At 56.8% G+C, this 25,412-nt stretch carries 20 protein-coding genes and 2 tRNA genes; 10 read left to right on the top strand and 12 right to left on the bottom strand.

Features of this window, described 5'->3' with window-relative positions; genetic code table 11:
- Positions 1-16 precede the first annotated feature (16 nt).
- Both HDF08_RS11925 and HDF08_RS11920 read left to right on the top strand, forming a co-directional pair.
- Positions 17-616, top strand: a complete 600-nt coding sequence (locus HDF08_RS11925) for an RNA polymerase sigma factor (protein WP_179638662.1) — start codon at positions 17-19, stop codon at positions 614-616.
- The gene (locus tag HDF08_RS11920) at positions 613-1,416 is read left to right on the top strand and encodes an anti-sigma factor family protein (RefSeq protein WP_179638661.1); all 804 of its coding nucleotides are present in this window, start codon (positions 613-615) and stop codon (positions 1,414-1,416) included. The genes HDF08_RS11925 and HDF08_RS11920 overlap by 4 nt, the downstream gene beginning before the upstream one ends.
- A gap of 302 nt (positions 1,417-1,718) precedes the next feature.
- On the opposite strand, the gene HDF08_RS11915 is transcribed toward HDF08_RS11920, so the two are convergent.
- Complete coding sequence (locus HDF08_RS11915) at positions 1,719-2,603, bottom strand: 5'-3' exonuclease (protein WP_179638660.1); 885 nt, start codon at positions 2,601-2,603, stop codon at positions 1,719-1,721.
- A 134-nt stretch (positions 2,604-2,737) separates the two neighbouring features.
- On the opposite strand from HDF08_RS11915, the gene HDF08_RS11910 reads away from it, so the two are divergent.
- Entirely contained in the window at positions 2,738-3,118 is a 381-nt protein-coding gene (locus tag HDF08_RS11910; protein ID WP_179638659.1) for a RidA family protein, read from the top strand.
- A gap of 43 nt (positions 3,119-3,161) precedes the next feature.
- Here the strand turns inward: HDF08_RS11910 and HDF08_RS11905 are convergent, their stop codons facing one another.
- Positions 3,162-3,497, bottom strand: a complete 336-nt coding sequence (locus tag HDF08_RS11905; protein ID WP_179638658.1) for a bactofilin family protein — start codon at positions 3,495-3,497, stop codon at positions 3,162-3,164.
- 262 nt (positions 3,498-3,759) lie between these two features.
- On the opposite strand from HDF08_RS11905, the gene HDF08_RS11900 reads away from it, so the two are divergent.
- Positions 3,760-4,440: a hypothetical protein gene (locus HDF08_RS11900; protein ID WP_179638657.1), complete on the top strand. Its 681-nt coding sequence runs from the start codon at positions 3,760-3,762 to the stop codon at positions 4,438-4,440.
- A gap of 229 nt (positions 4,441-4,669) precedes the next feature.
- On the opposite strand, the gene HDF08_RS11895 is transcribed toward HDF08_RS11900, so the two are convergent.
- Both HDF08_RS11895 and HDF08_RS11890 read right to left on the bottom strand, forming a co-directional pair.
- Positions 4,670-4,744 (bottom strand) — tRNA-Cys (locus HDF08_RS11895).
- A 67-nt stretch (positions 4,745-4,811) separates the two neighbouring features.
- Positions 4,812-4,886, bottom strand: a tRNA-Gly gene (locus HDF08_RS11890).
- Positions 4,887-5,048: 162 nt separating this feature from the next.
- Here HDF08_RS11890 and HDF08_RS11885 point away from each other — a divergent pair.
- Positions 5,049-6,503 (top strand): PAS domain-containing sensor histidine kinase, encoded by a 1,455-nt coding sequence (locus HDF08_RS11885; RefSeq protein WP_179638656.1) that lies wholly within the window; start codon positions 5,049-5,051, stop codon positions 6,501-6,503.
- Here HDF08_RS11885 and HDF08_RS11880 read toward each other — a convergent pair.
- From HDF08_RS11880 to smc, 5 genes are all read right to left on the bottom strand, one after another.
- Positions 6,478-8,388, bottom strand: a complete 1,911-nt coding sequence (locus HDF08_RS11880; RefSeq protein ID WP_179638655.1) for a type II secretion system protein GspD — start codon at positions 8,386-8,388, stop codon at positions 6,478-6,480. The genes HDF08_RS11885 and HDF08_RS11880 overlap by 26 nt on opposite strands.
- 27 nt (positions 8,389-8,415) lie before the next feature.
- Positions 8,416-8,694, bottom strand: a complete 279-nt coding sequence (locus tag HDF08_RS11875; RefSeq protein WP_179582483.1) for a helix-turn-helix domain-containing protein — start codon at positions 8,692-8,694, stop codon at positions 8,416-8,418.
- A gap of 51 nt (positions 8,695-8,745) precedes the next feature.
- The gene (locus HDF08_RS11870; RefSeq protein WP_179638654.1) at positions 8,746-9,282 is read right to left on the bottom strand and encodes a CvpA family protein; all 537 of its coding nucleotides are present in this window, start codon (positions 9,280-9,282) and stop codon (positions 8,746-8,748) included.
- A 5-nt stretch (positions 9,283-9,287) separates the two neighbouring features.
- Positions 9,288-10,199: a phosphoribosylaminoimidazolesuccinocarboxamide synthase gene (locus HDF08_RS11865; protein ID WP_179638653.1), complete on the bottom strand. Its 912-nt coding sequence runs from the start codon at positions 10,197-10,199 to the stop codon at positions 9,288-9,290.
- 800 nt (positions 10,200-10,999) lie between these two features.
- Entirely contained in the window at positions 11,000-14,887 is a 3,888-nt protein-coding gene (gene smc, locus HDF08_RS11860; protein ID WP_179638958.1) for a chromosome segregation protein SMC, read from the bottom strand.
- 332 nt (positions 14,888-15,219) lie between these two features.
- Between smc and HDF08_RS11855 the strand changes: the two genes are divergently transcribed.
- Together HDF08_RS11855 and HDF08_RS11850 are read left to right on the top strand one after the other, a co-directional pair.
- Complete coding sequence (locus HDF08_RS11855) at positions 15,220-15,414, top strand: hypothetical protein (RefSeq protein WP_179638652.1); 195 nt, start codon at positions 15,220-15,222, stop codon at positions 15,412-15,414.
- 342 nt (positions 15,415-15,756) lie between these two features.
- On the top strand, positions 15,757-17,067 hold the full coding sequence (locus HDF08_RS11850; protein ID WP_179638651.1) for a hypothetical protein: 1,311 nt from the start codon (positions 15,757-15,759) through the stop codon (positions 17,065-17,067).
- Positions 17,068-17,163: 96 nt separating this feature from the next.
- On the opposite strand, the gene HDF08_RS11845 is transcribed toward HDF08_RS11850, so the two are convergent.
- Both HDF08_RS11845 and HDF08_RS11840 read right to left on the bottom strand, forming a co-directional pair.
- The gene (locus HDF08_RS11845; RefSeq protein WP_179638650.1) at positions 17,164-18,297 is read right to left on the bottom strand and encodes a citrate synthase; all 1,134 of its coding nucleotides are present in this window, start codon (positions 18,295-18,297) and stop codon (positions 17,164-17,166) included.
- 116 nt (positions 18,298-18,413) lie between these two features.
- On the bottom strand, positions 18,414-19,496 hold the full coding sequence (locus tag HDF08_RS11840; RefSeq protein ID WP_179638649.1) for an NAD(P)/FAD-dependent oxidoreductase: 1,083 nt from the start codon (positions 19,494-19,496) through the stop codon (positions 18,414-18,416).
- A gap of 121 nt (positions 19,497-19,617) precedes the next feature.
- Between HDF08_RS11840 and HDF08_RS11835 the strand changes: the two genes are divergently transcribed.
- The 3 genes from HDF08_RS11835 to HDF08_RS11820 all read left to right on the top strand — a co-directional run bounded on the left by HDF08_RS11835 (position 19,618) and on the right by HDF08_RS11820 (position 23,589).
- Entirely contained in the window at positions 19,618-20,445 is an 828-nt protein-coding gene (locus HDF08_RS11835; RefSeq protein ID WP_179638648.1) for a TolC family protein, read from the top strand.
- Between the two features lie 598 nt (positions 20,446-21,043).
- On the top strand, positions 21,044-22,225 hold the full coding sequence (locus tag HDF08_RS11830; RefSeq protein WP_179638647.1) for an acetyl-CoA C-acetyltransferase: 1,182 nt from the start codon (positions 21,044-21,046) through the stop codon (positions 22,223-22,225).
- Between the two features lie 146 nt (positions 22,226-22,371).
- A complete protein-coding gene (locus tag HDF08_RS11820) occupies positions 22,372-23,589 on the top strand; it encodes an OmpA family protein (RefSeq protein ID WP_373563179.1) in 1,218 nt (405 codons plus the stop codon).
- Positions 23,590-23,723: 134 nt separating this feature from the next.
- On the opposite strand, the gene HDF08_RS11815 is transcribed toward HDF08_RS11820, so the two are convergent.
- Positions 23,724-25,187, bottom strand: a complete 1,464-nt coding sequence (locus HDF08_RS11815; RefSeq protein ID WP_373563157.1) for an L-serine ammonia-lyase — start codon at positions 25,185-25,187, stop codon at positions 23,724-23,726.
- Between the last annotated feature and the right edge of the window lie 225 nt (positions 25,188-25,412).

Genomic DNA, 25,412 nt, shown 5'->3' with positions numbered 1-25,412 from the left:
CGATGTTTCCTAATCGATGCTGTTCTATGCCGTATTCCTGCAACTCGGCAATCTCACACCCACCGAGGCACACTGCACCGTGTCGTCCGCCACCACCCGTAGCGCAGACTTCGAGCAACTCGCGCTGCCACTGTTTGGTTCGCTCTACAACCACGCCTTCTGGCTGACCCGCAATCAAGCCGATGCCGAGGATCTGGTGCAGGAAACCTTCTCCAAGTCGCTCCGCGCGTTTGATTCGTTCCAGTCTGGCACCAACTTCAAGGCGTGGATCTTTCGTATTCTCCGGAACACCTTTTTGACCACACGCACCGGCATCGCGGCGTCCCGCACCGTTTTCCTCGAAGATCATCCGGAGACTCTCAACGCCACTGCTATTGATTTCACTCCAGAAGACAATCTCATTCGCCTCGGCGATCAGGCTGCTCTTCACAGCGCGCTAGAGCAACTTCCGCCGCTATTCCGGGAAGTATTGCTCCTCTGCGACGTTGAGGAGATCAAGTACAAAGACATCGCCCTTATTCTCGATGTCCCTATCGGCACTGTTATGTCACGCGTCTCTCGCGCCCGCAGCACTCTCCGTCAACTGTTGCAGCCGCAATTTGGGGAATCGCTATGAATCAGATATCTCAAAACGATCAATCAACGGAACATCTCAATCCGAATGTGGTCAATGCTTTTATTGACGACGAGCTTTTACCAGAGGAACAGCAGGGAGCTCAGCATCATCTCTCCACCTGTCATAGCTGCACGCTCCGCGTCCTCTCCGCGACACGACTGAAAGCTGCTACCGGCCGCGCTGGCCAACGCTTTGCCCCGCCGCCCGAAGCCCTCGCTCGCCTTACCGCCCATCTTCATTTGCAACCAACGCAGACCGAGCCAAGGGGGAAGAAGGTCGTATCCATCGATTCTTTTCGCGCTGCGGCCTGGACGGCACTCGCCGCGGCTATCCTGCTTACCATCTCATTCTTTGGCTGGCGCCAGCTGCATCAAAGGGACACCCTCGCTGCTGAACTCCTCGACCAGCACCTCTCTACTCTTTCCGCTGGAGCGACCCCAGAGGTCATCTCCACGGATCGGCACACGGTCAAACCCTGGTTTCAGGGGCGTCTTCCCTTTAGCTTCAACCTTCCCGAAACCCTGCCCCCCGACACAATTCTGAAGGGAGCTGATCTCACCTACTTCAACGGTCAACCGGCGGCCCTGCTCCTTTACACCATTCATAAACACGAAGTCTCTATCTTTGTAACGCAGCGATACACAAGCCCGACCCATGGCCCTCTGCCGAACACACGTGCAGGCTTTTATCTTCGAACCGCTACCACATCCGACCTGAATCTTTTTGCAGTCAGCGATGTGAATCCCACCGATCTCGATCTCCTGGTGGCCGCTTTGGTTTCTGTACAGAAACCTGCGTGAAGTTGATTGAACATTCCTTCGACAGGAGAGTGCTCTTCTGCAAGTGCTCAGCATGTGGAGTAGATTTCGCACTGTGTTCGCGTGGCCACGAGTCACAAGCCGATTTGTCAATTTGCCATCGCGGCTGAAGAGTCTGGGTTTGTTTACAATAGTGGTCGTGCGTGTCCGTAAGTAATGCACACTCAGGAGATGTGGCTTTTTAGTAAAGTCGGAGGCGCGGTTTCTACTTCCACGCGATAGCACGGGCTATTCCAAGCTTTCGGGCGGAAGATATGCCGTTTCAAGCCTGGTTAGGCGCGGAACTAAATCTTGCCGTCTTCCCGGGAACGCGGAACGCGCTTCGCAGAGAACTTAGCCTTGTCCAGGCGATCTGCCATTGGAGGAAAGTCAGGCGTAGGCCCCGTCCAAAGCAGATCGTCGACAGTTGCGAAGAGGGGAAGATTAGGACGAAGCATAGCAAGGTCTCGGAAGAGAAAGGCAAGATCCCGCTTGCTGTTGAAAACTTCGGACAGGCTCTTCCGATTGGAGACGTTTACCTGCCAATCCTTTGCGTCGGGTGGAATTGCTTCCAATCTGCCAAAACGGGATAGGACAGCAGAAGCAGACTTCGCACCCCATCCTGGTAGGCCAGGATAGCCGTCTGCTGTGTCGCCAACTAAGGCGAGGTAGTCCGGAATGGAGCGTGGTTTGACTCCGAACTTCTGAACGACTCCCTCTTCATCCCGCTCTAAACGTCTTCGACGGTCGAGTTGCACAACTCGCGTACCTTGAACGCACTGTGCCAGATCTTTATCGGGGGTACTAATGACCACACGCTTGACTCTAGGGTCCTTTCCTGCGAGAAAAGCTGCCGACGCCAGCGCGTCGTCTGCCTCATACTCTTCCATCGCCCACACCACCACTCCGAGTGCCTCGAGCGTTTCTTCCAGCAAAGGGAACTGGGCTAACAGCTCAGGGTCCACGCCCTGCCCGGTCTTATATCCGGGCCACATTCGGTTCCGGAAGGATTCAATCACATGATCTGTCGCCACCCCAATGTACGTCTTACCGGCCTGCATCATGCCCAAAAGTGAACCGAGAACGCCGCGCACCGCAGCGACCTCGCGACCTTCGCTGTCTCTAGCGGACGGCAGGGCATAAAAATGCCGGAAGAGCTCGTAGGTCCCATCGATGAGGTGCACTTCCATAACGCTCCGTCAGAGTTTCGAAGTAACTATCCCGCCACCAGGTTAGACAAGGTAACTTGTATCGATGTGCAATCGAATCTGTAGCAAACACGGCCCAATTCGCAAACTTTAGTGAAACTCCAAAGGAGTTCATCATGACGCGTCAAACCATCTTTACCTCCAAGGCCGCGAAGCCGTCACCGACTTATAGCCAAGCTGTTAGGGCAGCAGGTCTCGTGTTTGTTTCGGGCACAGCACCAGTAGAGCCGGAGACGGGTGAAATCAAAGGGACAACCATTCAAGAACAGACACGGCAATGCCTGACCAATATTGCCGCTATTCTAGAAGAAGCTGGAACTTCAATGGAAAAGATCGCAAGTGCCACGGTTATTCTGGCGGACGAGGATGATTTCGCCGGCATGAACGAGGAATGTATGCGATGGTTTCCCGAGAATCCGCCTGCACGTCAGGGCGCCAAGCTGCCGGCACGCATTCCGGGCCTCAAGATCTCAATCGCTGTCATCGCTGAGGCTTAGGGTTGGCGTTAGACAGGAAAAGTCTAAAGTTTCATCGCCAAATTCAGGAGCGGCGAACGTCTATGTTGCCTTTGACGAACGCTCCATCTGCGATAGATATTCTCGAGACGATCGCATCCCCGCTCATCGATCCCTCACTTCGAATGTCGAGGTGATCGCTTGCCTGACAGTTCCCGCGGACTTGTCCAAGCACAACTATTTCATTCGCTATGAGCAGAGCCTCGGTCTGACCGGCTCGTCCCACTGTGATCGTCTGTCCGGGAAGCGCAATGGAACCCTCAACTTTACCTTCGATATGCATAGCCTCCATCCCTGTTACCTCACCTTTGAGGATAAGAGACTTGCCTATCAGCGTCCGATGCACGTTTGCTTCTACCATTTCGATTGCCTTCCTGAACTCGCGATGAATTGAATTGCTGATGACCTTCACGGTATCCAGAGTGCAGTCACCTGGACATAACACTTTCGTGTCGATGTCATTGTTTGCGCTTATGGGACTAATCACGCAAGACGAATCGATATCACCCCATCAGCTCACACCACTGTTGGCGAGCCGTCTACACTATCAGTGGCGAACCAACGCCGCCGGACCTCCTCTGACCATATCCCCCCTGGGGGGACACCTAAGGAGTACTCACCTAATGCAGCAATCCCTTCCCGGCGCTCCCACCCTCACCGCTCCGCGCTTCTATATCACCGGTCGCCAGCCGCTCAGTCCTGCGGTTATCCTGCTTGCTACCGTCGCCGCCGGTGCCGCGCTCTGGTTAGTTCTCTATGCTTTGGGTCACAATAAACGTCTACCTCTTATCTCCGGCGCTGCCCGATCCGCAAACGCCTCATCAGAAGCGTTTTCAGACGAGAAAGACGATCCAAACCAGATCGACACCATTGTTCTCGGTGATCCCGCCGACGCTCCTGTGCCAGCACGCCGGGGAGACCATGTCAGCCCCGTTCACCCCACCATCCTCGTTCGCCTACCGCGTTTTGGGGACCAGGTAGGCCTCATCCCAGATACTCCCGCCGGACGCCTTCTCTACGCTTGGCTCGCCGCGTTCAACCAGGCAAGCTACCCCGCGCTTGGCAACGCTCTGCCAAACGTCGCTCTCGCCCCTGCAGCCGCTGCCCAGATCGAGCTTCGGAATCAGACCGGCGGCTTCAATCTACTATCTGCCAAAGAGGTCCAGCCCGGAGTCCTTGTCTTTCGGCTTCGCGACCAGACTCCCGCGGCGATCGAGGTTCTCGGCACCCTCCAGGTGCGTCCGGACTCCAGCCCTGCCGCCATCGCAAGCTTTAGTCTCCGTGCCGTTTCCCCAAGCAGCTAGTACGCCTCAAGCTGGTTGCAATCCTCTTTGGAAGCCGTAGCAACAGCGCTGCGAGTGTTACTTCGCTGGAGCGTAGTGCTCAGTCAGATCGAGGAGGATACTTTCGCGAGAGGCCCACGCAACGTGTACTCGAGCTTCGGTTTCCTTCGTGAGCCGCCCTTTGTGTACATCGATCGCATCTTTGATCGATGTATCTACGTATCCACGAGGTCAAAAGATATTGATATTTTGGAGGCGCGGGTCGGGATCGAACCGACGCATAAAGGTTTTGCAGACCTCTCCCTTACCACTTGGGTACCGCGCCTCTGGTGGGCTATGTGATTCTGCCCTGCTGGATTGTAGGAGAAGTGTACCGCAGGCAGGATGCTATTTGGAGCGGGAGACCGGGGTCGAACCGGCGACATCTTCCTTGGCAAGGAAGCACTCTACCACTGAGCTACTCCCGCTCTACAGATTCAAGTATAACGGCCATGTTCCGTATGGTCAACGCGCTATGAGGTGTCGTCGTAAATCCGATTGCGTTTCTGAGCGACATGGGAGGCAAAAATGTGCATCTCATTTGTTGATTGGCGCAGACTTAGCGAAAGTGCCAGATCGAAATGAGGTAGATGACGCAACCATTACTACAGAATGTAGGGCAGATGCAGCATTGGCAGGCGCTGCTTGACTCTGCCGGAGAGGGCATATGGGGTCTCGACCTTAAAGGGAATTGTACGTTCGTGAATCGTATGGCGGTGAATTGCTTTGGTTTTGCGAGCGAGGAGATTCTGGGCAACAACATGCATGAACTGGTGCACCATCACTATCCGGACGGGCGTCATTTTCCTGGCTCCGAGTGCCCGATTTACGATGTGGTGCGGAAGAGTAAAGTTCTCAGGCAGCTGACGGACACAATGTTTCGGAAGGACGGGACTAGTTTCGTTGCAGAGCTCTCCGCGCAGCCGGTTATCGTTGAGGGATCTGTGATCGGAGTCGTGGTGACGTTTCGAGAGATCACTGAAGTGCGACAACAACAAGAGAAGATTCGACGGGCCTATGAACTGGCAGAACAGAAGACGGCTGAGCTGGATGCTGTTATCGAAAGCATGCCGCATGGGGTTTATATCTCGACTTCTAATGCAAAGCTCCGCTCCAACCACGTTGCGAAGATGATGAGCGGCGGAACCTTTCCGCCGGAGTTGAAGACACTGGATACGGCGCTGGCTGGGCAGTGGTCCACCGAGACGGTAAAGACGTCCGATCGCTGGATTCGGAGTGTTGCCGCGCCGATTTTTCTGAATGGAAATATACTCGGCGGCGTCGCTGTGAATACTGATGTTACGCAGGCCCGGCTGCAGGACGAGGCGCTGAGGAAGTCAGAGAAGCTGGCGGCGGTAGGGCAATTGGCTTCTTCGATTGCCCATGAGATCAATAATCCGCTCGAGTCGATTACGAACCTGCTCTATCTGATTCGACAGTCGGAATCGATGGAAGATACGCAGCACTATGCGGCTCTGGCTCAAGGAGAGTTGGCTCGCGTCACTGAAATTACATTGCAAACCTTGCGGTTCAACCGACAGCATAGCAAGCCGATCGAGGTGGATATGGCGGAGCTGTTGCGTACGGTGATGGCTTTGTATACCGGGCGGACTCTGGTCAGGAACATTGAGATTGATTTGAAGCTGCTGGCAACTCCGAGGGTGAGGGTGCTCGAAGGAGAGATTCGCCAAGTGATCAATAACCTGGTGAGAAACGCACTCGACGCGATGAGCAGAGGGGGACGGCTGACGATAAGGCTGCATCCGCAACGGGGTAGTCTAAGCGGCGCTCACGGGGTGCGTTTGACGGTTGCAGATATAGGTGAGGGAATCAGGCCAGAGATGCAGGAGCATCTTTTTGAGGCGTTCCAGACGACGAAGGAACTTACCGGAACAGGGCTTGGGCTTTGGGTGAGCAAGGGGATTGTTGAGAAGCACGGCGGGCGAATCCGGGCAAGGACACGACGCGGCGAGAGACATGGCACTGTGTTTTCGGTTTGGTTGCCGGTGGAGGGGAGTCCTAACCTGGTGGCTCAGGTAAATTGATTGCGATTCTAGGGCCTACGGTGAGGTTGGATCGGCGACGGGTGATGTGGGGCGTGAGGAGAAGGAGGAGTTCGCCGGAGCTGGTGTCTGTCAGGCGGTCCGCGGTAAGGGTTTGAAAGCCGGGTAGCTCACTCAATATGGGATATCCGTTGATACTCGCAGATTCGCTTCTGCTGAGGCTGCTGACCATGAGCGCAGTGTCTCCGTCGTCGAGAGTTACGTCCGAGGCGAATTGCTGGCTATTGAGGATTGGGATGTTGTTGATCGTGCCGCCGTTGAGTGCCTCGATCTTCAGGTCGATGTGCATTTTGATTGCGCCGGACTTCTGCACGGTTGGTGTTGCCTTCAGGGTCAAGCCGAGATCCTCGTATTGAATCTGGGGAATTGTCGCTGCTGTACCGGCTGCGGAGTTGAGGAGGCTGGAGACGGGGACTCCGTTGATGGTGGCGTTCGAGGGCACCGAGGAATTGCTGATTCCAGAGGAGTAGGTTGCGGTAGTAATGGGGTAGCGTTCTCCGACCCTGAAAGTGGCGGACTGCCGGTCGCCAACTCGAATCTGAATATCATTGAGGGCGCGGGTGTCGCTTGCACTGAGGGAGAGGCTGAAGGCTGCAAACTGATTAGTAGTGACGCCTGTCTGGGTGAGGCCTCCGCCAAAGAAGCCGACGGTGTTGGAGAGCAAAGTGCTCTGGACGAGGCCTGACGCGATGAGTGCAAGAGCTATGACGATGTTGCTCGACCCGGCTGGAATCAGCCCCTGGGCGATGGCCTGGTTGACGAGGCTTTGATTGGAGCTGACGATACTTTGCGCCGCTGAAGCTACGCTGTAGATGCCGACCTGTTGCGGAAGCTGTGCGCCGATGTTGCGTTGATTGGTCTTGTTGACCGAGTAGAGTTGAAGGTCGATCATGACCTCACTGCCACCGTCGATGAGATCGGCGAGGGTGAGGTTGATGTAGGTCAGGGTCTCCTGAGGGGCACGGAGGACGAGGGTTCCAGAGGCCTTCCCAACGGTAATCTCTTTGATATCGAAGATATTTTTTACAAGGGTGCCGAGGTTGTCCATCTCTTCATTGGTCATGCCGGGGATGTAGATTGTCTCCTGCAACTGACGTTCGAGGCGCTGGCGGTTCTCCTGGGTGTCTTTGGCTATGAAGACGCTTTTGGCATCCAGAGGGACAGCGAATAGATGGGTGATGTTCAGGAGGACTGGGACAGCCTGCTGATAAGACGAGTCGTCGAGATCGAAGCGCAGATCTTCTCTTTGGACCGATTCATCAAATACTGGACGGACGCCATAACCTGACACGACCTGGCGAATAACGCTCTGAACATCGGCGTGTAGATGGAAGTTCTTCTTCCCGGGAGCAGGCTCGAGGGTGACGGGCCCCGCAATGGCAGGGCCTTCACGAATCCAAGGTTCTATCTCCGGATGGAATGCCTTCGGGAGTTCGCCGTTGTCGACCTGGGAGCCTACGATCTTATTCTCGGGGTCCAGGAGGCGGGCTTCGGCGAGGAGTGTTTCGGCCTTTTCATGCTGGCCGAGGAGACGCGCTTTACCCGCCTGCTGTATCAGATCGGAGACGTGGCGTTGGTGGGTGATGCTTAGCGCCAGGGCGTAGTCATGGTTGGAGGAGTTGAGAGTGGTTGCTTCGCGGAATTTCAGTTCAGCGCCGGTTAGATCGTTATGATCCAGTAGTCGCGCACCAGAGAGGTAGGCGTCTTCAGCGGCGCGAACGTTTCGTTTGGAGACAGAGTCAGACGCGCTGGCGTTTGGGCCCGGATTGGACTGGGCCAGGGTGGGAAGAGAGGCGATGCCGATAATCGTGAGCGCGGCGGTATATTTTGCAACTGCGGCCGCACGGGCTTGGAAGGTGGGTCTCATCGACTGCTGATTAGACGGACGGGGACGTTAACGGGCGCTGGCAATATTTTGGATGTGTGGGCGCTCGCTTCTGGGGGGGCGGCGCATGCCGTTGCGGATCTGGGCGGTGTCCATGTCGAGCTCAGCGAGGGTACGACTAAGGGTGTTGCGGTGCATACCGAGCTCGTCGGCGGCCTTGCACTGGTTTCCCTTGTGGTGCGCCAATACTTCGAGGATGTAGCGCTTCTTGAACTGACGTACGGCCTCCGAGTAGGGGATGCCGGCGCTGTGCATCTGAGTGATCAAGCCGTCCATTTCGCGCTTCAAGGTTATTCCTCGCTGGCGGCTCCTTCGTGGAACCGCACTCTCATTGTGCCTCTACCGTAGCGGTTTGATCCAATAGGGCGCGTTGTGCTTGAGTTGAGCGGCGCCATCCAGAATCCGTTGCTGAAGGTCGTGAGGTACAACGAAGGATACCGCATGCGCCCCCGCAAGGAAATAGGAAGATAGCTGCGAATTTTTAATCCAAGTGGAATGAGGGTAGAAGGCGGCGATCGCCATCAGGATGGCTACTCCGAAGAGGCAACCACGGGCGAACCCGAAGACTGCGCCGAGGATACGGTCGAAGAAGCCGAGCCCGATGGCATGGGCGGTGCGGTTGAGGGCTCGGCCGAGCAACGCACTTAGCACCATGACTCCCATGACGAGAAAGAGGAAGGAGACCATCTCTGCGATGGATGGTGTGGCGATGACACGCAGCAGGTAGAGTGCCAAGCGATTGTAGTTCCAGCCTGCGATTAGGATTCCCGCGATCAGGCCGCCCAGGGAGAAGATCTCCCGGATAATGCCTCGGAAAAAAGCCACGATGGTGGAGTAGGCCAGGGTTGCTATCAGGAACCAGTCGAAGAGGTTCATGCGGCTTAAAGGTTTGTGCGGCCGGTGAGCAAGCGGTAGGCTTCGAGATACTTCTCGCTGGTACGGAGGACCACCTCACGTGGGAGCGCTGGTGCGGGAGCCTGCTTGTTCCAGTGAATCGATTCGAGATAGTCGCGGACGTACTGTTTGTCGAAAGAAGGTTGCGGCCCACCAGGGTTGTAGGAGTCTGCTGGCCAGTAGCGTGAAGAGTCGGGCGTCAGTACCTCGTCGGCAAGAACGATCTGCTCGTTTCCCGATTTGTCGGTGACGAGGCCAAATTCAAATTTGGTGTCAGCGAGGATCAGCCCTTTGCTGGCTGCATGCTCAGTTGCTTTTTTATAGATTTTGAGTGTAAGTGAGCGCAGTTCATCGGCATAGGTAGCGCCTAGCGTCTTTTCAACCATTTCGTAGGAGATATTTTCGTCGTGGCCGCCGGAATGAATCTTTGCAGCCGGGGTAAAGATTGGCTCAGGTAGGCGGTCCGACTCTCGAAGACTGGCAGGTAGTTTGATGCCGCAGATGGAACCGGTTTGCTGATAGTCTTTCCAGCCGGATCCGGAGATATAGCCGCGGACGACACACTCGATAGGGAACATCTTCGCTCTTTTGACGAGCATGCTGCGTCCTTCGAGTTGGTCGAGGAATGGCTGTAGTTCAGACGGAAACTGTGCGGTATCGGCGGTGATCAAGTGGTTTGGGACGATCGGTTGGAGGAGATCGAACCAGAAAAGCGAAAGCCGGGTGAGGATCCTCCCCTTGAAGGGAATGCCACTGCCGAGAACGTGATCGAAAGCAGAGATGCGGTCACTAGCCACGAAGAGGAGCTGGTCGGCGGAGAGGGCGTAGATGTCACGAACCTTACCGCGGGCTGTGAGGGGAAGCGATCCGAGATCGGTTTGAATCAAGGCTTTTGCCATGGGCTTGACGGTACCACCTTTGTGTTCTGCAAATCAGGCTGGAATAGACAGTAAAAGCCTAGAGCAGCGGGAGTAACTTGTCGACCGTTCCCGGGGCCTGCGATGGCCACCGGGGGCACCGACCGAGGACGGTTCCTTTGTCAGGGAAGGGGATAGCGAAGGCAGCAGTTGAGTTGCATTCGCTATCACTGAAAGGGATGGTTCGGGCTCTACGACGGAGGAATGGTGCGAAGGGAGGACGATAGGAGACGATCACGTCCGAGCCCTTATTTCCGCTGCCTGGGTCACCCCATGGTTTCACTTTGTAGAACATGTTGTTGCCGACTGGCACCGACTTGTAAGACGAGGGGTCAAAGATCTCGCCTAGTGGCATAAGGATGCTTGCTCCAAAGACCGGAATCAAAAGGATTGCCGCGCTAAAGTATGTCAGCCATCTTGGTGTGAGCCGAGTAAAGAGGAGAATCAGAAGCTCATAGGACGCAATGGCCAGCCAATTGATGAAGATGTTCAACCTGTCAGATGTCGTCCCCCACCTGGTAGCAGCGAAGAACGCATGAAGGAGAAGCAGGATGATGGAAAGGGTGAAGATAGAAGACCTGACACGAGGTGGGATGCGTTCCCAAAAGATCCGCAGTAGAAGCATCGCCCCTGACAACAAAATAAGAACAGCAGTTGTGAGCGGTATATTCATGCCGTCTTTAGATTAGCTGCTTTCGCGATGAGATGGGACAAGAGCATGACGGCGTGAAAAAAAGCTGGAGCGAGTGGTGAATCGCTCCAGCTGCGCAAAGGCCAGGGCATTACGCTACGGCGCGGCGGTTGTCGGGGACTTCGCGGCGATTGAGGTTGACGCTGACGATCTTCGAAACGCCTGGCTCCTGCATGGTGACTCCGTAGATGACGTCCGCCTGGGACATCGTGCGTTTGCTGTGGGTGATGACGACGAATTGAGTGGTCGCGCTCATCTCGTGAATGAGCTTTGCGAAGCGGCCCACGTTGGTTTCGTCGAGTGGAGCATCGACTTCATCGAGGATGCAGAAGGGGGCGGGTTGGAACTGGAAGATTCCGACGAGCAGGGACAGAGCAGTAAGAGCCTTTTCCCCTCCAGAGAGCAGAAGGATGTTCTGCAGCTTTTTGCCTGGGGGCGAAGCGACGATATCGATGCCGCTTTCGTTGGAGTTCTCGGCATCCGTGAGCTTCATGAACGCCTGGCCACCACCGAAGAGCTTGGTGAAAGTGACGGAGAAGTTGTCGTTGATGACTTTGAAGGCCTCATCGAATTTGAGACGGGAGACGTCGTCGATCTCTTTGATCGAGGCCTGAGTATTTTCGATGGAGTCGAGCAAATCCTTGCGCTGTGTCTCGAGGAAACTATGCCGGGTGGCGGTTTCGTTGTACTCGTCGAGAGCCATCATGTTGACCGGACCCATGGCTTCGAGCTTCTGCTTGAGGGTGCGTGACTCATCTTCCTGAACGTGGAGGTCGTCGCCTTCAATACGGGCGATGGTGTGGTCTTCGCGGAGGGTGATGGCTTCCGCGCCGAGGTCGTTGAGGCAGGTGGCGTCGATATGTTCAATGTCGGAGGCGAGCTTTGCGGCACGTGCGGTGAGAGCAGCGCGCTGTTCGCGCAGTGCCTCGGTTTCATGACGCAACGTGCGAAGCCGGGCATCGAGTTCGGCCATGGAAGCACGGAGCGCGTGAGCCTCTTCGGTGAGCCGTGCGCCTTGAGCTACGGCGTTGGCGCGTACCTCCGAGAGCTCGGCTTGCTGAATGGCGAGCGTGGCTGTTTCCTCCTCGCGACGAAGTTTTTCTGCTCCGGCCGAGGCTAGCTGTTGGTCGAGCTGTTGGATGCGCTGGCTCTGGCCGTTGTGAAGGCGGGTAGTCTGCTCGAAGTTTGCGGCGGCGTTGCGGCGGCGTTCTTCCAGGCCGGCGAGTGCGGCGGAGGCTGCTGCTGCGCCCTGCTGAAGCTCTTCGCGGCGGCGGCGCAGTTCTTCGAGTTGCTCCTGAAGCGCGGTGAGGCTCGCCTCAAGCGTACTGCGTTCGTTCTCGAAGGCGGTTGCCTCCTGCTGGCGCCGGGAGATCAAGTCTGCTTTCTGATTGCGGGCCTCGCGATTGCGTTCGTTGGTCAGAGCCCAGTCCTGCAGGCGGCGCTCGATGCGGGCGACCTCCGACTCCATCTGGCGCAAAGCCGCTCCGGAGTTGGCTGATTCACGCTCGGCGTCGCGACGCTCGTGGGTCTTGCCTTCGATGGCGGACTGGAGGGCCGCGATTTGATGCTGCAGCTCGATGGTGCTGCGATCGGTCTGAATTAGTTCTTGTTCTGTCTTTTCGAGCTTTTGCTGGACTTCGGCTAATTCGCGTTTGAGAGCCAGAGGCCCCTGTGTGCGGGGGCGCCCGCTGGTGACTGTGACGTTGTGGAAGGTCTCGCCGGTGGGAGAGAGGAAGAATGCCTGAGGGTTCGAGAGGGCAAGGGAGCGTGCGGTGTAGGAGTCTGGGGCAACGAAACCCTCGCGGAGCTTGGGCAGAATGACCTCGAGGGATTTACCGAAGCCGTCGAGAACACGGACGCACTCTTTAAGAGGGATGACGCCTTCGATTTCGTCGATGTTGGTCTGAGCGATGCTGGGCATGCCCTCGGCAAAGGCGAAGTTGGCCTGGGAGTCATTGGGATGGACGAGGAAGGTGGCGCGTCCAGTGACGTCGGTCTGGAGGAGATGCATGCCTGCGTTGGCGGCATCCCAGGATTTGACGACGACATAATTGAGCTCGTCTCGGAGGAATTCATCGACGACATTTTCATATTTACCGTCGACTTCGAGGAAGTCTGCGAGAGTGCCCACAGCTGCCATGCCGTCGGAGTTCTGCTTATAGGCGTCAGTCTTGAAGAGATTTCGAACGGTGTCGGTGGAGTAGCTGTGCTCGCGAATGAGCGCTTCGAGGGAGGTGCGCCGACCGGCGAGGGTTGCTGCTTCGCCTCGCAACTGGTCGCCGTGGCGTTTGGACTCAGACTCTTCATTGCGACTTGCTTCAATCTGAAGGCGAAGTTCGACGATCTCGACTTCGAGACGTTTAAGGCGTTCGGTCACTGACTCGAAGGACAACTTGACCTGGCCACGCTGCAGGCCCAGGGTCTCGAGTTCTTGTCTGGCGATCTCGGACTCGGAGAGGAGGCGTTCCGCTTCGCGATCCAGGCCGGCGAGAGCTGCAGCTGCCTGAGCCTCTTCGTTGCGAGTCTGTGCGATGCGTTGAACCAGCTGCATGGTGGAGCGGCGGTTTTGTTCGGTCTGTTGTTCTGCTGACGCGACGGCACGTGCGGCCTCCTGCGCCTGCGCTTGATGGCTCTGTGCGGCTTCACGGGAGCTTGTCGACTCGGCTGTAGCGTTGTTGAGGAAATTCCGATGTTCTTCGAGCTCGGCGGTAAGGCTTGAAAGCTGTTCGCGGGCTTGGGCGAGATCGTCGGAGCCAGTCGCGAGCCGGTTGGTGAGTTCCGTGATGCGGTCGGCGTTCGAGGCGGAGCGGGCAGAGATGCGCTCGAGTTCGACGGCAGACTGGTTTGCCTGAGCTCCGGCTTCGCGAATCTGCTGATCGAGACTGTAGCCCGAGTTGACGCCCTCGGTGTGCTCGGCGTCCATCGCTTCGACGGTTGCAGCCTGAGTATCTATCTGAGTTGCAAGAGCAGAGATTTTTCCCGTGGTGGCGGCCTGCTCGATATCCAGCTGCGACATGCGACTGGCGAGTACGACACGGAGGCGGGTGCGGAGTTCATCGCGGAGTGCCCCATAGCGTTCCGCCTTGGCAGCCTGGCGCTTGAGGGTAGTCATCTGCCGAGTGACTTCGTCGAAGATGTCGTTGACACGGGCAAGGTTTTGGCGTGCGGATTCCAATCGCAGCTCGGCGAGGCGTTTCTTTGTCTTGAAACGGGTGATGCCCGCGGCCTCTTCGATGATGGAGCGACGGTCGTGCGGCTTGGCGGAGAGGAGTTGGCCGATGCGCTCCTGGCCGATGATGGCGTAGGACTCGCCGCCGAGGCCTGTGCCCATGAAGATGTCCTGAATGTCTCGCAGGCGGCAGATCTTGCCGTTGAGCAGATATTCGCTGTCGCCGGAGCGGAAGAGGCGGCGGGTGATAGTGAGTTCGCCGGCGCGGACGGGGGCGCGGCCGAACTTTCGGCGACGAATCTTCAGAACGACGTTGTTTGGATTTGCGAGTTCTGCTGCCGCGTCGGCTTCTGCAGGGGAAGGAACCACATGAGGACCTTTGGCCTCACCTTCGATGACGGTGCCAGGTTGGGCTTCGGCGACGGCCTCCTCGGTCTCTTCTGCTCGCAGCTGGCGAAGTGTTGTCTCGTCCCAGTCGGTGGGGAGGCTCTCGTCGATGACGATTTCAGGGTCGTCCTGAAGACTGGCGCCGTCGTAGACTTCGGGGTCGACGAGGGTGAGTGAGACCTCTGCCATACCCGTAGGCTTGCGATCGCGAGTACCGGCGAAGATGACGTCTTCCATCTTGAGGCCACGGAGACTCTTGGCAGACTGTTCGCCCAAGACCCAGGTGATGGCGTCAGAGATGTTGGACTTGCCGCATCCGTTGGGGCCAACAATGGCGGCGATTCCTTCGCCGGAGAGCTGAACCTCGGTGCGATCACAGAAGGATTTGAAGCCGAGTATCTGGACTTTTTTGAGCTTGAGCAAGTGCACCTCTGCGGGGCGGACGGCAAGTGATCCGGAACTCGCCCCTGTCGATAGGACTACTTCAACTGTAGCTGCGGTTGTGTACGGAATCAACGGGTACAACACCACCTGTTGTGGATAAGACGGACGAAACACCATAAATAGGTGACTCGAGCAAGATGCGCTCTCAGTAACCCGCTTTATAACCATTCTGTCCCGCGATTGGGATGTTGATGGAATGGTAATCGAGCCATTTACGCGAGATTTTAATCCGACAGAGACGTAAGCGAAAAGGAGCGACGCGTAGGTTCGCGGAAGTAACCACAGCAGAAGTTTCCGACAAAGGGAGATCAATGGCACACGAAGCGCACAAGAAAGCAGCGGAGCATCACGAGCACGCAGCAAAAGCACACCACGCAGCAGCCGAGCACCATGCAAAAGGCGATCATGTAGCCGCCCACGAGCATGCTGTGAAGGCGCATGAGCACTCCACCCAGGCACACGCTCATTCGGGCGAAGCTCACCAGAAGTCTGTGGCGCATCAGTAACTTACTGCGGTAGAACAGATGCCCTGGCTGACTGGCGTTGGTCAGGGCGCATCTTTTCCTGGTGCAGGTTATTTGCAATCAAATCCTTAGGCGCGGTTGTTCGTGTATAACACTTTAATTGCAGCTAAAGGTTGGGTGGGCTTGCGTTTTGAGCAACGGCGTTTCTATAATCCGCATCATCATCCCGAGATGCCAAGAACACTTCAACCGCCTGGCCGAAGGGTTAGGCACGGCGAGGACAACGACCGAGCAGTATGATCGGTCTCTGCTTCGTCTTATATCCAAGTGACCCCGGAAGTCTCGGCGACACATTTGAAAGAAAGATTTATTGAGGAGTGTGGAATGAAGAAGGTAGTCGTTGCGTCTCTCCTGGCGGTCGCTAGCATGGCAAGTGTTACGGGACCCCTTTTAGCACAAACCCAGGTAAGTCTTGGTTCCAACGCGCAGGCCACGAGCGGCGGCGTACAGATGTCCCCTGCCGAATACAAGGCCTATAACGATGCAATTAGCCAGACGACTCCGCAGACGAAGGCTCCTGCACTTGAGCAATATCTGACGGCTTATCCCCAATCTTCGGTGAAGGCGTCGGTACTGGAGCAGTTGATGCTGTCCTATGCGGCGTTCGATCCAGCTAAGACGCTGGATGCAGCGGATCGGCTGCTACAGGTTGATCCGAATAACCTCCGGGCGCTGACCTTTGAAGTGTACTTCCGCAAGCAGCAGGCGGAACAGGCGACGGATCCAGCGGCGAAGCAGACTGCGTTCGACTCGTCTGCGTCCTATGCGCAGAAGGGACTTGCGGTAACGACCAAGCCAGCGGACATGAGCGATGCGGACTTCGCCAAGGTCAAGGATGCGGCTACTCCCGTCTTCTATGGTGCGATTGCCGAGGCAGCACTGAACAAGAAGGACGATCCGACGGCGATCACGGATTTTAAGGCTGAGCTAGGCAGTGTGCCTGTTGCGCAGACGCAGACTCCGGGACCGATGTTGCAGGATACTTTTGAGCTTGCCCAGGCCTACTATCAGTCGACTCCGCCGGACTATGTAAACTGCACCTGGTATGCCACTCGCGCTGCGGCCTTTGCGCCGGAGCCATATAAGAGCCAGATGCTGCCTCTGGCGAAGTTCTGCTACAAAAAATACCACGGTGCCGACGATGGTTACGATGCAGTGACAACTGCGGTGCAGACGAACCTGAATCCGCCGGCTGACTTCAAAATTAAGCCAGCTCCGTCGCCTGCAGATATCGTTGCGGGGGTTATCTCGGGCACTCCGGATCTTTCTACCCTTGCAATCAGTGATAAGGAGTTCATTCTGACGAATGGCAAGCCTGAGGATGCTGCGAAGGTATGGGACACGATGAAGGGTAAGTCAGTCCAGTTCCCAGACTCGACCGTCATCGCTGTCACAGATACAGCTCTGCAAGTTGCGGTCTCTGACGATGCAGTGCAGTCCAAGACGGCGGACTTTACCTTCCAGCTGGCTGCTCCGTTGAAGACGCCACCTGCGGTGGGAGCGAAGGTTACCGTAAGCGGCACCTATGCTTCCTTCACACCTAGCCCAATTCAGATTACGATGAGCGATGGCGCGGTGGTTGAGCCGAAGAAGACGCCGGCGAAGGCACCTGTGCATCATCCAGCTCATCACTAAACTGCGGATAGCTACAAAAAATGCAGCCCTGACGGGCTGCATTTTTCGTTTGAAGAGATAGACGCATCTCCCCATGGCGATATTAAGTGCTTCAGGTTAACGCTTTTCTATTGGAATGTAGGTCGCCGGGTAGGCTGGGCCGGTGTAGTCGGCGCGTGGGCGTATGAGGCGGTTGTCGTCATGCTGTTCTATGACGTGGGCGGCCCAGCCGGAGATGCGGCTGATGGCGAAGATGGGGGTGAAGAGATCTATGTCGATGCCGAGGGTGGTGTAGGTGGAAGCAGAGTAGAAGTCGACGTTGGCGTTGAGTTTCTTTTCCTGCTTTACGAAGAGCTCGATCTTGCGGGACAAGTCGAACCACTTAGTATTGCCAGCTGCTTTGCCCAACTCCTCGGACATGCGGCGGAGATGGGTCGCTCGAGGATCTTCGGTATGGTAGACGCGGTGGCCGAAGCCTGAGATCTTCTTCTTTTCGGCGAACATCTGTTTGACGTACTCGACGGGGTCAGCCCCAGCCTTGTCGATGGTATATAGGAGTTTCATCGTGGCCTCGTTGGCTCCTCCGTGAAGAGGACCTTTGAGGGCGCCGATGGCACCGGTAATGGCGGAGTGAATGTCGGCGAGGGTAGCTGCGATGACACGAGCAGCGAAGGTGCTGGCGTTGAGCTCGTGGTCGGCGTGAAGGATGAGGGCGATATCGAAGGCGCGGGTCGCGGTTTCGGAGGGCTTTTCGCCGTTGAGCATCCAAAGGAAGTTAGCGGCGTGGGAGAGAGACTTGTCGGCTTCAACAAGAGACTTGCCCTTGCGGATGCGGTCGAAGAGAGCGACGATCATCGGGATCTGTGCTGTGAGACGAAAGGATTTGCGTACGTTGGCGTCATGGGTGCAGTCGGCTTCGTCCGCGTCGTAGATGCTGAGAAGTGAGACAGCGGTGCGGAGAACCTGCATCGGGGTGGCGTTGGCGGGGGCACTGCGAAGGAAGTCGACAATCTTCGAATTGAGCTCGCGCGCGGCGGACAGATGGTGGGTAAACTCTGCCAACTCGCCAGCGGACGGAAGCTTGCCAAACCAGAGGAGATAGGTGGTCTCCTCGAAGCTGGAGAGCTGGGCGAGTTCGTGAATATCGATGCCTCGATAGGAGAGAACGCCGGCGTCTCCGTCAATCCAGCAGATGGCGGACGTGGTGGCGACAATGCCTTCCAGGCCCTTCGGTGCGACAGCGGTAGACATAAGGCGCTTCTCCAGGAGCGAATTCGATGCGGACTCAAACTAAGTACATCTGGTTATAGCGCAGCGGAGAAACGGTTGTCACGACCGCCTGGGCGAATATCGGCGCCGTTGTGCGACTAAGGCGATGCGACCTGTGTGGAGGCTCGAGCTGGAGAGAAGGGCGAGAGGTCTACGGAGGGCTCTTCGCCGAGGATGAATTCTGCCATGACGCGTGCGGTGGCTGGCGCGAGGAGGATCCCGTTTCGATAGTGGCCGGTGGCAATGAAATGATTCGGTTGAGTTGGGAGAACTCCGAGGAGGGGAAGACCGTCGGAGGTTGCGGGACGCAGGCCAGACCAGGCTTCAAGTTGGGAAGCGTTCGCGATGCCGGGAAGGAGAGTGGCGGCGAGAGTACGGAGACGGTCGATGTTGGCCGGATAGACCGTCTTGTCGAAGCCGATATCTTCGACGGTCGCTCCAATGATGGCGCGGCCGGTGGCTGGGCCGGCTGTACGCGGGACGATGTAAATGCCGGGGGTGCGGATGACCAGGTGCAGTGGAAGCGATGGAGGCAAGACGACGGAAAACATCTGGCCCTTCCTTGGAGCTACCGAAATGTTTGACAGGCGCGAGGTGGCGGCGGCCCAGGCTCCTGCGCAGTTGATGAACTGGGCGGTATGGATTGTGCCGTTTGGAGTGGTGATCTCAACTGCGTCGTCGATGGAGTAGGTAGATAAGACGCGAGTGTGCGGTTGGAGGTCGATGTTAGTGGCGCGGACGGCGGCCAGAAGCGCTGGGGCGAGTTGACGGGGGTCGACGCTTTGCTCGTCGAGGAGGAGGAAGCGGTGGTCGCTGGGAGTCAGAGCGGGTAGGAGATGAGCAAGATCTTCCCGGGTGAGCTCACTTTCGGCAGTGCATGTGCCGGGCGGAACCGACTGTAAAGTAGCGTGGGTCTGAAAGGGAACCCGGATGCCGGAGAGAGTGTGGATACGGTCAAGGAAGTTGGAGTAGAGCGAGAGGCTGAGGGAGGCAAGAGGCAAGAGCTCTGGTGGGTTATCGGGATCGTGGGCAGCCAGCATACCCGCGGCCGCAGTGGACGATTCAGCGAGCGGAGCGCCCTGGTCAAACACCGTGACAGGATAGCCGCGGTCGTGGAGTTCAAGGGCGAGAGAGAGGCCGATGATTCCGGCGCCAGCGATACAGAGGTCGGGGTGGTGCATGGAAATAGTTTAGTTGGCTTTGGAGAGAGGTTATAGTTTGGGTGTGTCTGTTTTACGCGGATCATCGTCCGTGAGTTGTTGATTCGCGCTGCGTCAAAGAAAGAGAAGCTAGGAGAGAGTGATGAGCGAAGAGTACGTGGAGCAGAGGTCGATCTCGGGAGCACTGCTTGGAGTGGTGGCGGTCGCGTTGCTGGCGGCGCTGGGTGGACTGGTGTGGTGCTACGGGCTGCAGAATCATCTTGCTGCGGCGGAACAGAAGATCGTGGCGGCCGACCAGAAGAACGCTGAACTAACGGAAAAGCTGGAGGCGACGAATGCGCGGCTCCGAGCGACTAGTGAGACGTTAGGTCAGAGCGTCGGTGTTGCACAAAAGCAGATCGAGATGCGGACTCAGAGCATCATTGCGCAGCAGAAGGTTGCGACGGCGAAGCTGGAGGAGGAGGCGGCGAAAAACTCCAAACAGATTGGCGCGGTGTCAACCGATGTTGCGAGCGTGAAGACGGATGTGGGCGGCGTGAAGACCGACGTTGCCACGACGAAGTCTGACCTGGAGGCGACCAAGACGCAGTTGAATCGCGTCGTCGGCGACGCGGGGGTGATGAGTGGGTTGATCGCAACCAATCATGACGAACTAGAGGTACTGAAACACAAGGGGGATCGGAACTACCTGGAGTTCACCCTGCAGAAGGGCGCCAAGCCTACGCTGTTGTCGACGATCAAGCTGCAGTTGAAGAAGGCGGACGAGAAGCATTCGCGCTACACGTTGAATGTGAGCTCGGACGACCGGACGATCGAGAAGAAGGATAAGGGGCTGGATGAGCCGGTGCAGTTCTACAACGGCAAGGACCCAGTGCTGTACGAGCTGGTTGTGAATGTGATTGAGAAGAACAAGGTCTCTGGCTATCTGTCGACGCCGAAGAATGGAGCAAAGGCGACTGCGACCCAATAACGACGGGCACTTTCAGATGCAGAAAGGGGGACGCTTATCGCGTCCCCCTTTCTGTTTGCCTTGGTTGGATTACTTTTTGGTTGCCTTTTTTGCTGCCTTCTTCGCTGGTGCTTTTTTTGCGGCTTTCTTAGTTGCCATGTGCCTATTCTCCCTAGTGATTAGACATTGACTCTACAGCTAGCTGCATTGCAGCTAACGAAGGTATAGATTTACGAAATTTCACTGTCAAGCAAAAAATGAAGGAGAAGCAAATTCTTTTTTGCATAGAGAGTTCAAAACGACGACAAGCTTCGTGCTGGGACATTCGTTTTGGAGCCGCGTGGAGCGATGGCAGCTTGCAAATATCGAGAGACAAGACGCCGGTAGAGTACGACCTTTGTGTGATCGAAGTGGCGGGAAGAAATACGAAAGTTGTCATGCGGGCGGAGGCTAATAAGATTTAGTTGGTGGAGGTGGGCTCTTTGAAGAGGAACAAAAAAACCTCGTGTGCATTTCTCCTTCCTTTCGTCAGGCTTGATTTTGTCCTTACGAGAGATGAGCTACCGGTTGGTGCGAAGGTCCAGCCAGAGGAGTAGAGTTTCATCGAGGTATTTGATCGATGAAGGATGTTGTGATTGTTGCTGCAGTGCGGACACCGGTGGGAAAGTTTCAAGGGGCGTTTGCAGAGATGACCGCGGTAGAGCTTGGTGCGATCGCGGTCCGCGAGGCGCTGAAGCGGGCTGGGATTGATGCAGCAAGCGTGGATGAGTGTTTGATGGGATGCGTGCTTCCTGCTGGGCTTGGACAGAATCCGGCGCGACAGGCAGCGTTACGGGGCGGTCTGCCGGATACTGTTTCAGCCATGACGATCAATATGGTGTGCGGGTCGGGTCTGAAGGCCGTGGCGCTGGCAGCGCAGGCAGTGATGGCCGGAGATGCCGAAGTTGTTGTGGCTGGCGGCATGGAGTCGATGTCCAACGCGCCCTACCTGTTGCCGCAGGGGCGAAAGGGATTCCGCATGGGCGACTCCGTCGTGGTGGACTCGATGGTGAAAGATGGTCTGTGGTGTGCTTGTGAGGACTATCACATGGGCATTACTGGGGAGAACGTAGCAGAAAAGCATTCGATTACGCGCGAAGAGCAGGATGCTTATGCGCTAGCTTCGCACCGCAAGGCGAGTGCTGCCTGGAAAGAGGGGCGGTTCGACGCTGAGGTGGTGCCGGTAAGCGTGCCGGGAAGGAAGGGCGCAGTCACAGTAGTGTCGCGGGATGAGAGCGTGCGGGAGGACGCTTCCGCGGAGGCGCTTGCTGCGTTGAAGCCGGCCTTCAGGAAGGATGGGACTGTGACTGCGGGAAATGCTCCAGGAGTGAATGACGCAGCTGCGGCGGTAGTGGTGATGTCGGCGGACCGAGCGAAGGAGCTAGGTTTGAAGCCCATGGTGACGATCAAGGCGCAAGCTACGAGCGGAGCTGCTCCGAAGTGGGTGATGCTCGCCCCTGTAACTGGAGTCCGGAGAGTATTGAAAAAAGCTGGGTGGGAGCGGGATGAGGTGGATTTGTTCGAGTTGAATGAGGCGTTCAGCGTTCAGGCTTTGGGGGTGATGAAGGAGTTAGGGCTAGATGCTGAGAAAGTGAATGTGAATGGCGGGGCGGTGGCGATTGGACATCCCATTGGAGCGAGCGGTGCGCGAGTGCTGGTGACACTGATCTACGAGATGATGCGAAGGGACGCGAAGAAAGGGGTAGCAGCACTCTGTCTGGGCGGAGGGAATTCAGTAGCGCTGGCAGTGGGGCGAGAATAGAGTTTCATTACCAAGATTTCACTAAGGAGGACTACTGTAGTTCGTGAAACAAAATCTTATGCGTCTATCTCTAGGCTCTAGATGTGTGTATCCGAAACCCGGGCCCTGCAAGTTGATTCCTGATTTTGACTCAAAAAATAATCTAAATTTGGTCTAAAAAGGAGAGTTATGGCGGGTTCTATCGTGGAAAGCCTCATGGGTCTGTTGGTCCTCAGGTTACTGGCCCAGTGGCTTCGCAGCTTGGAGAGTCGACTGACACTGTCCAACGTGGTCTGCAGGCGGGGTCTGCCGCTATGCTCGCGGGTCTTGTCGCGAAGGTTGGCCAACCGGGATTTTTGGGACAGATATTCAGCCTTATTACAAACCCCGCGAACGGTCCAAGCGCTCTTTCAGGCCTTACGTCGAATCTAGGGTCGTTGGCCTCCGGCGCTGCGTCCTCTCCTGTCGCGAATCTTGGCAGCCAGTTTTTATCTAGCATCTTCGGCTCCAATATGTCCTCAGTGACCGATTCGATCGGCCGATCCGTAGGTGTCTCGAGCGGCAAGGCAGGATCCCTCCTAGCTATGGCTGCTCCGCTGGTACTCGGAGTTCTAGGGCAGCATGTTCGACAAAATAATCTGAGTGCCGCCGACCTTGGTTCGACGTTGAAGGCTGAGGCTCCAAGTTTCCAGCGCTTCCTGCCTGCTGGACTCGGTAGTCTATTTGGCGGGGCTTCGAATGTAGCTTCGAATCTGACAGCTGCGGTTCCGGCGAAGGTCGCGACGGGCAACCGTTGGTTGTGGCCTGTCGTTTTGCTGGCTGCATTGCTGCTTTGCCTGTTCTGGTTCTTCAATCGAACCAAGGCGCCAGTCAACGATGCGGTGCAGACCACTTCAACTGCTGCTTCCTCCGCTGCTTCGGCTCTTGGGGATTTTTTCAAGACGAAGCTGCCGGATGGAGTTGAACTGAATATTCCCCGATTCGGTATTGAGAACAAACTGATCAGCTTCCTGGGAGACTCTTCTAAACCGGTGGATACGACGACGTGGTTTAATTTTGACCGCTTGTTGTTCGACACCGGGAAAGCCACTCTGCAGCCATCGTCACAGGAGCAGCTAGGCAATATTGCTGCGATTCTAAAAGCGTATCCCAACGTTCATGTGAAGCTCGGTGGCTACACCGATAACACCGGAGACGCGGCAACAAATGTTGCGCTCTCCGATGCGCGGGCTAAGAACGTGATGCAGGCTCTGGTAGCGGCAGGGGTTGATCCATCGCGGCTGGAGTCGAAGGGCTATGGGGATCAGTACCCGGTTGGCGACAACGCCACTGAGGAGGGACGGGCTCAGAATCGCCGTATCGCTCTGCTGGTGACGCAAAAGTAGCAAAGCTGTTCGAGTGAGTGTTCTAAAGGGCCGATGCAGAATCTGCATCGGCCTTTTTCTTTGCGAGAACGAAAGCAGTGATGTCCGAAGGCGGAGGCTTGTCAAAGATAGTCAAAGATAGTCGAGCGATGTCACTAGCACTCGATAATGTTGAGAGCGAGACCGGCAAGCGAGGTTTCTTTGTATCGGGACTGCATGTCGAGACCGGTCTGATACATGGTTGCGATGATCTGATCGAGTGAGAGTTTGTGGTCGCCGGTCTCGTGCATGGCCATGCGGCAGGCGTTGATGGCTTTGACTGCTCCCATGCCGTTGCGCTCGATGCAGGGGATCTGGACGAGGCCGCCGATGGGATCGCAGGTCATGCCGAGGTTGTGTTCCATTGCAATTTCGGCTGCATGTTCGACTTGGGCGTTCGTACCATTGAGCGCGGCGACCAGTCCGCCTGCGGCCATGCTGCAAGCGACTCCGACCTCTCCCTGGCAGCCTACCTCTGCGCCTGAGATGCTGGCGTTCTCTTTGTACAAAATACCGATGGCAGCGGCGGTAAGAAAGTAACGGAGAATGCCCTCTTCTTTCTCTGCTTCGGTTCCTTCAATAAAGCGCATGTAGTAGTTGCCGATGGCAGGAATCACTCCGGCCGCTCCATTCGTGGGAGCGGTTACCACTCTGCCGCCGGCGGCGTTCTCTTCGTTGACAGCCATGGCGTAGACAGTAACCCAGTCGATGGGTGCGAGTGGGTCTTTGGAGCCGATCGTGTTTAGGCGCTCTGCGAGGCGATGGGCGCGGCGGCGAACGTTGAGTCCACCTGGGAGGATGCCTTCGGTGGCGATACCGCGTTCGGTGCACTGCTGCATGGTTTGCCAGAGGGCGAGGATACTGGCGCGGATCTTGTCCTCGGGGGATTGCGCTGCGGTCGAGGCGGTGGCTTGAGGGCGGTTGATGATGTTGTCGGGGTCGTTGAGCAGGGCGACCTCGTTCGCCAGCAGGAGATCGGAGATGGTGAGGTTGTGTCGCTTCGCGGTGGCGAGGAGGTCTTCCGCGCTGCGAAAGGGATAGGGAACGGTGCGAGAGCTAGCAGGCGCTTCGGCGGTGCGCTCGGCTAGGAGCTCCGGGTGGGAGACGATGAAGCCGCCGCCGATGGAGTAGAAGATCTCTTCGGCGAGACTTCGACCGGCGTTGTCGAAGGCGGTGAAGCGCATGCCGTTGGGGTGCGAGTGCACGGCGGGATCGGGGTACATCTGGTTGCGGCGAAAGTTGAGGTCTTCGGCTTCGTGGAAGGGGATGGTTTTGCTTCCGCCGAGAGAGATGGTGTTGGTGTTGCGAATAGCGGCGATCTTGGTTTCGACGGTGTAGGGGTCGACGGTGTCGGGCGCTTCGCCGAGGAGGCCGAGGAGGATGGCGCGGTCGGTTCCGTGGCCGATGCCGGTAAGGGCGAGCGATCCGTAGAGGTTGACTTTGACTCTTGCGGTTGGTTCGAGGAGATTTTTTTCAGTGAGTTCGCGGGTGAAGCGGAGGGCGGCGCGCATGGGGCCGACGGTGTGGGAGCTTGAGGGGCCGATGCCGATTTTGAAGAGTTCGAAGAGGCTGGTGTTCACGAAAGTTATTGTAGGGTGCGGTGGGTGGCTTTGGTCGGAGGCGCTGATTTGTCGGATTTTGGCTGCGACGCGTGGAAGCCGGATGGCGAGGCGGCGGTTATGCGTGATTTTGTTGCCATCTTCGTCCCCTCCTGTCCCTTCTGTCCTGGGGGTACCCCCCCCCATATTACCCGCGTGTAAGTATCTTTGTTTGAATGGTTTATGGGTAGTCATGGTCCGCAAAAT

It is taken from the genome of Tunturiibacter empetritectus (genome assembly GCF_013410875.1).
GTDB lineage: Bacteria > Acidobacteriota > Terriglobia > Terriglobales > Acidobacteriaceae > Edaphobacter > Edaphobacter empetritectus.
Note: the sequence above shows the minus strand (reverse complement) of the source record. Positions and strands in the feature narration are given on the sequence as shown.

Bases quoted from the DNA above. Each gene is read 5' to 3' on its own strand.
- HDF08_RS11925 (WP_179638662.1), top strand. From the start codon at position 17: ATGCTGTTCTATGCCGTATTCCTGCAACTCGGCAATCTCACACCCACC.
- HDF08_RS11920 (WP_179638661.1), top strand. From the start codon at position 613: ATGAATCAGATATCTCAAAACGATCAATCAACGGAACATCTCAATCCG.
- HDF08_RS11915 (WP_179638660.1), bottom strand. From the start codon at position 2,603: ATGGAAGTGCACCTCATCGATGGGACCTACGAGCTCTTCCGGCATTTT.
- HDF08_RS11910 (WP_179638659.1), top strand. From the start codon at position 2,738: ATGACGCGTCAAACCATCTTTACCTCCAAGGCCGCGAAGCCGTCACCG.
- HDF08_RS11905 (WP_179638658.1), bottom strand. From the start codon at position 3,497: ATGGTAGAAGCAAACGTGCATCGGACGCTGATAGGCAAGTCTCTTATC.
- HDF08_RS11900 (WP_179638657.1), top strand. From the start codon at position 3,760: ATGCAGCAATCCCTTCCCGGCGCTCCCACCCTCACCGCTCCGCGCTTC.
- HDF08_RS11885 (WP_179638656.1), top strand. From the start codon at position 5,049: ATGACGCAACCATTACTACAGAATGTAGGGCAGATGCAGCATTGGCAG.
- HDF08_RS11880 (WP_179638655.1), bottom strand. From the start codon at position 8,388: ATGAGACCCACCTTCCAAGCCCGTGCGGCCGCAGTTGCAAAATATACC.
- HDF08_RS11870 (WP_179638654.1), bottom strand. From the start codon at position 9,282: ATGAACCTCTTCGACTGGTTCCTGATAGCAACCCTGGCCTACTCCACC.
- HDF08_RS11865 (WP_179638653.1), bottom strand. From the start codon at position 10,199: ATGGCAAAAGCCTTGATTCAAACCGATCTCGGATCGCTTCCCCTCACA.
- HDF08_RS11855 (WP_179638652.1), top strand. From the start codon at position 15,220: ATGGCACACGAAGCGCACAAGAAAGCAGCGGAGCATCACGAGCACGCA.
- HDF08_RS11850 (WP_179638651.1), top strand. From the start codon at position 15,757: ATGAAGAAGGTAGTCGTTGCGTCTCTCCTGGCGGTCGCTAGCATGGCA.
- HDF08_RS11845 (WP_179638650.1), bottom strand. From the start codon at position 18,297: ATGTCTACCGCTGTCGCACCGAAGGGCCTGGAAGGCATTGTCGCCACC.
- HDF08_RS11840 (WP_179638649.1), bottom strand. From the start codon at position 19,496: ATGCACCACCCCGACCTCTGTATCGCTGGCGCCGGAATCATCGGCCTC.
- HDF08_RS11835 (WP_179638648.1), top strand. From the start codon at position 19,618: ATGAGCGAAGAGTACGTGGAGCAGAGGTCGATCTCGGGAGCACTGCTT.
- HDF08_RS11830 (WP_179638647.1), top strand. From the start codon at position 21,044: ATGAAGGATGTTGTGATTGTTGCTGCAGTGCGGACACCGGTGGGAAAG.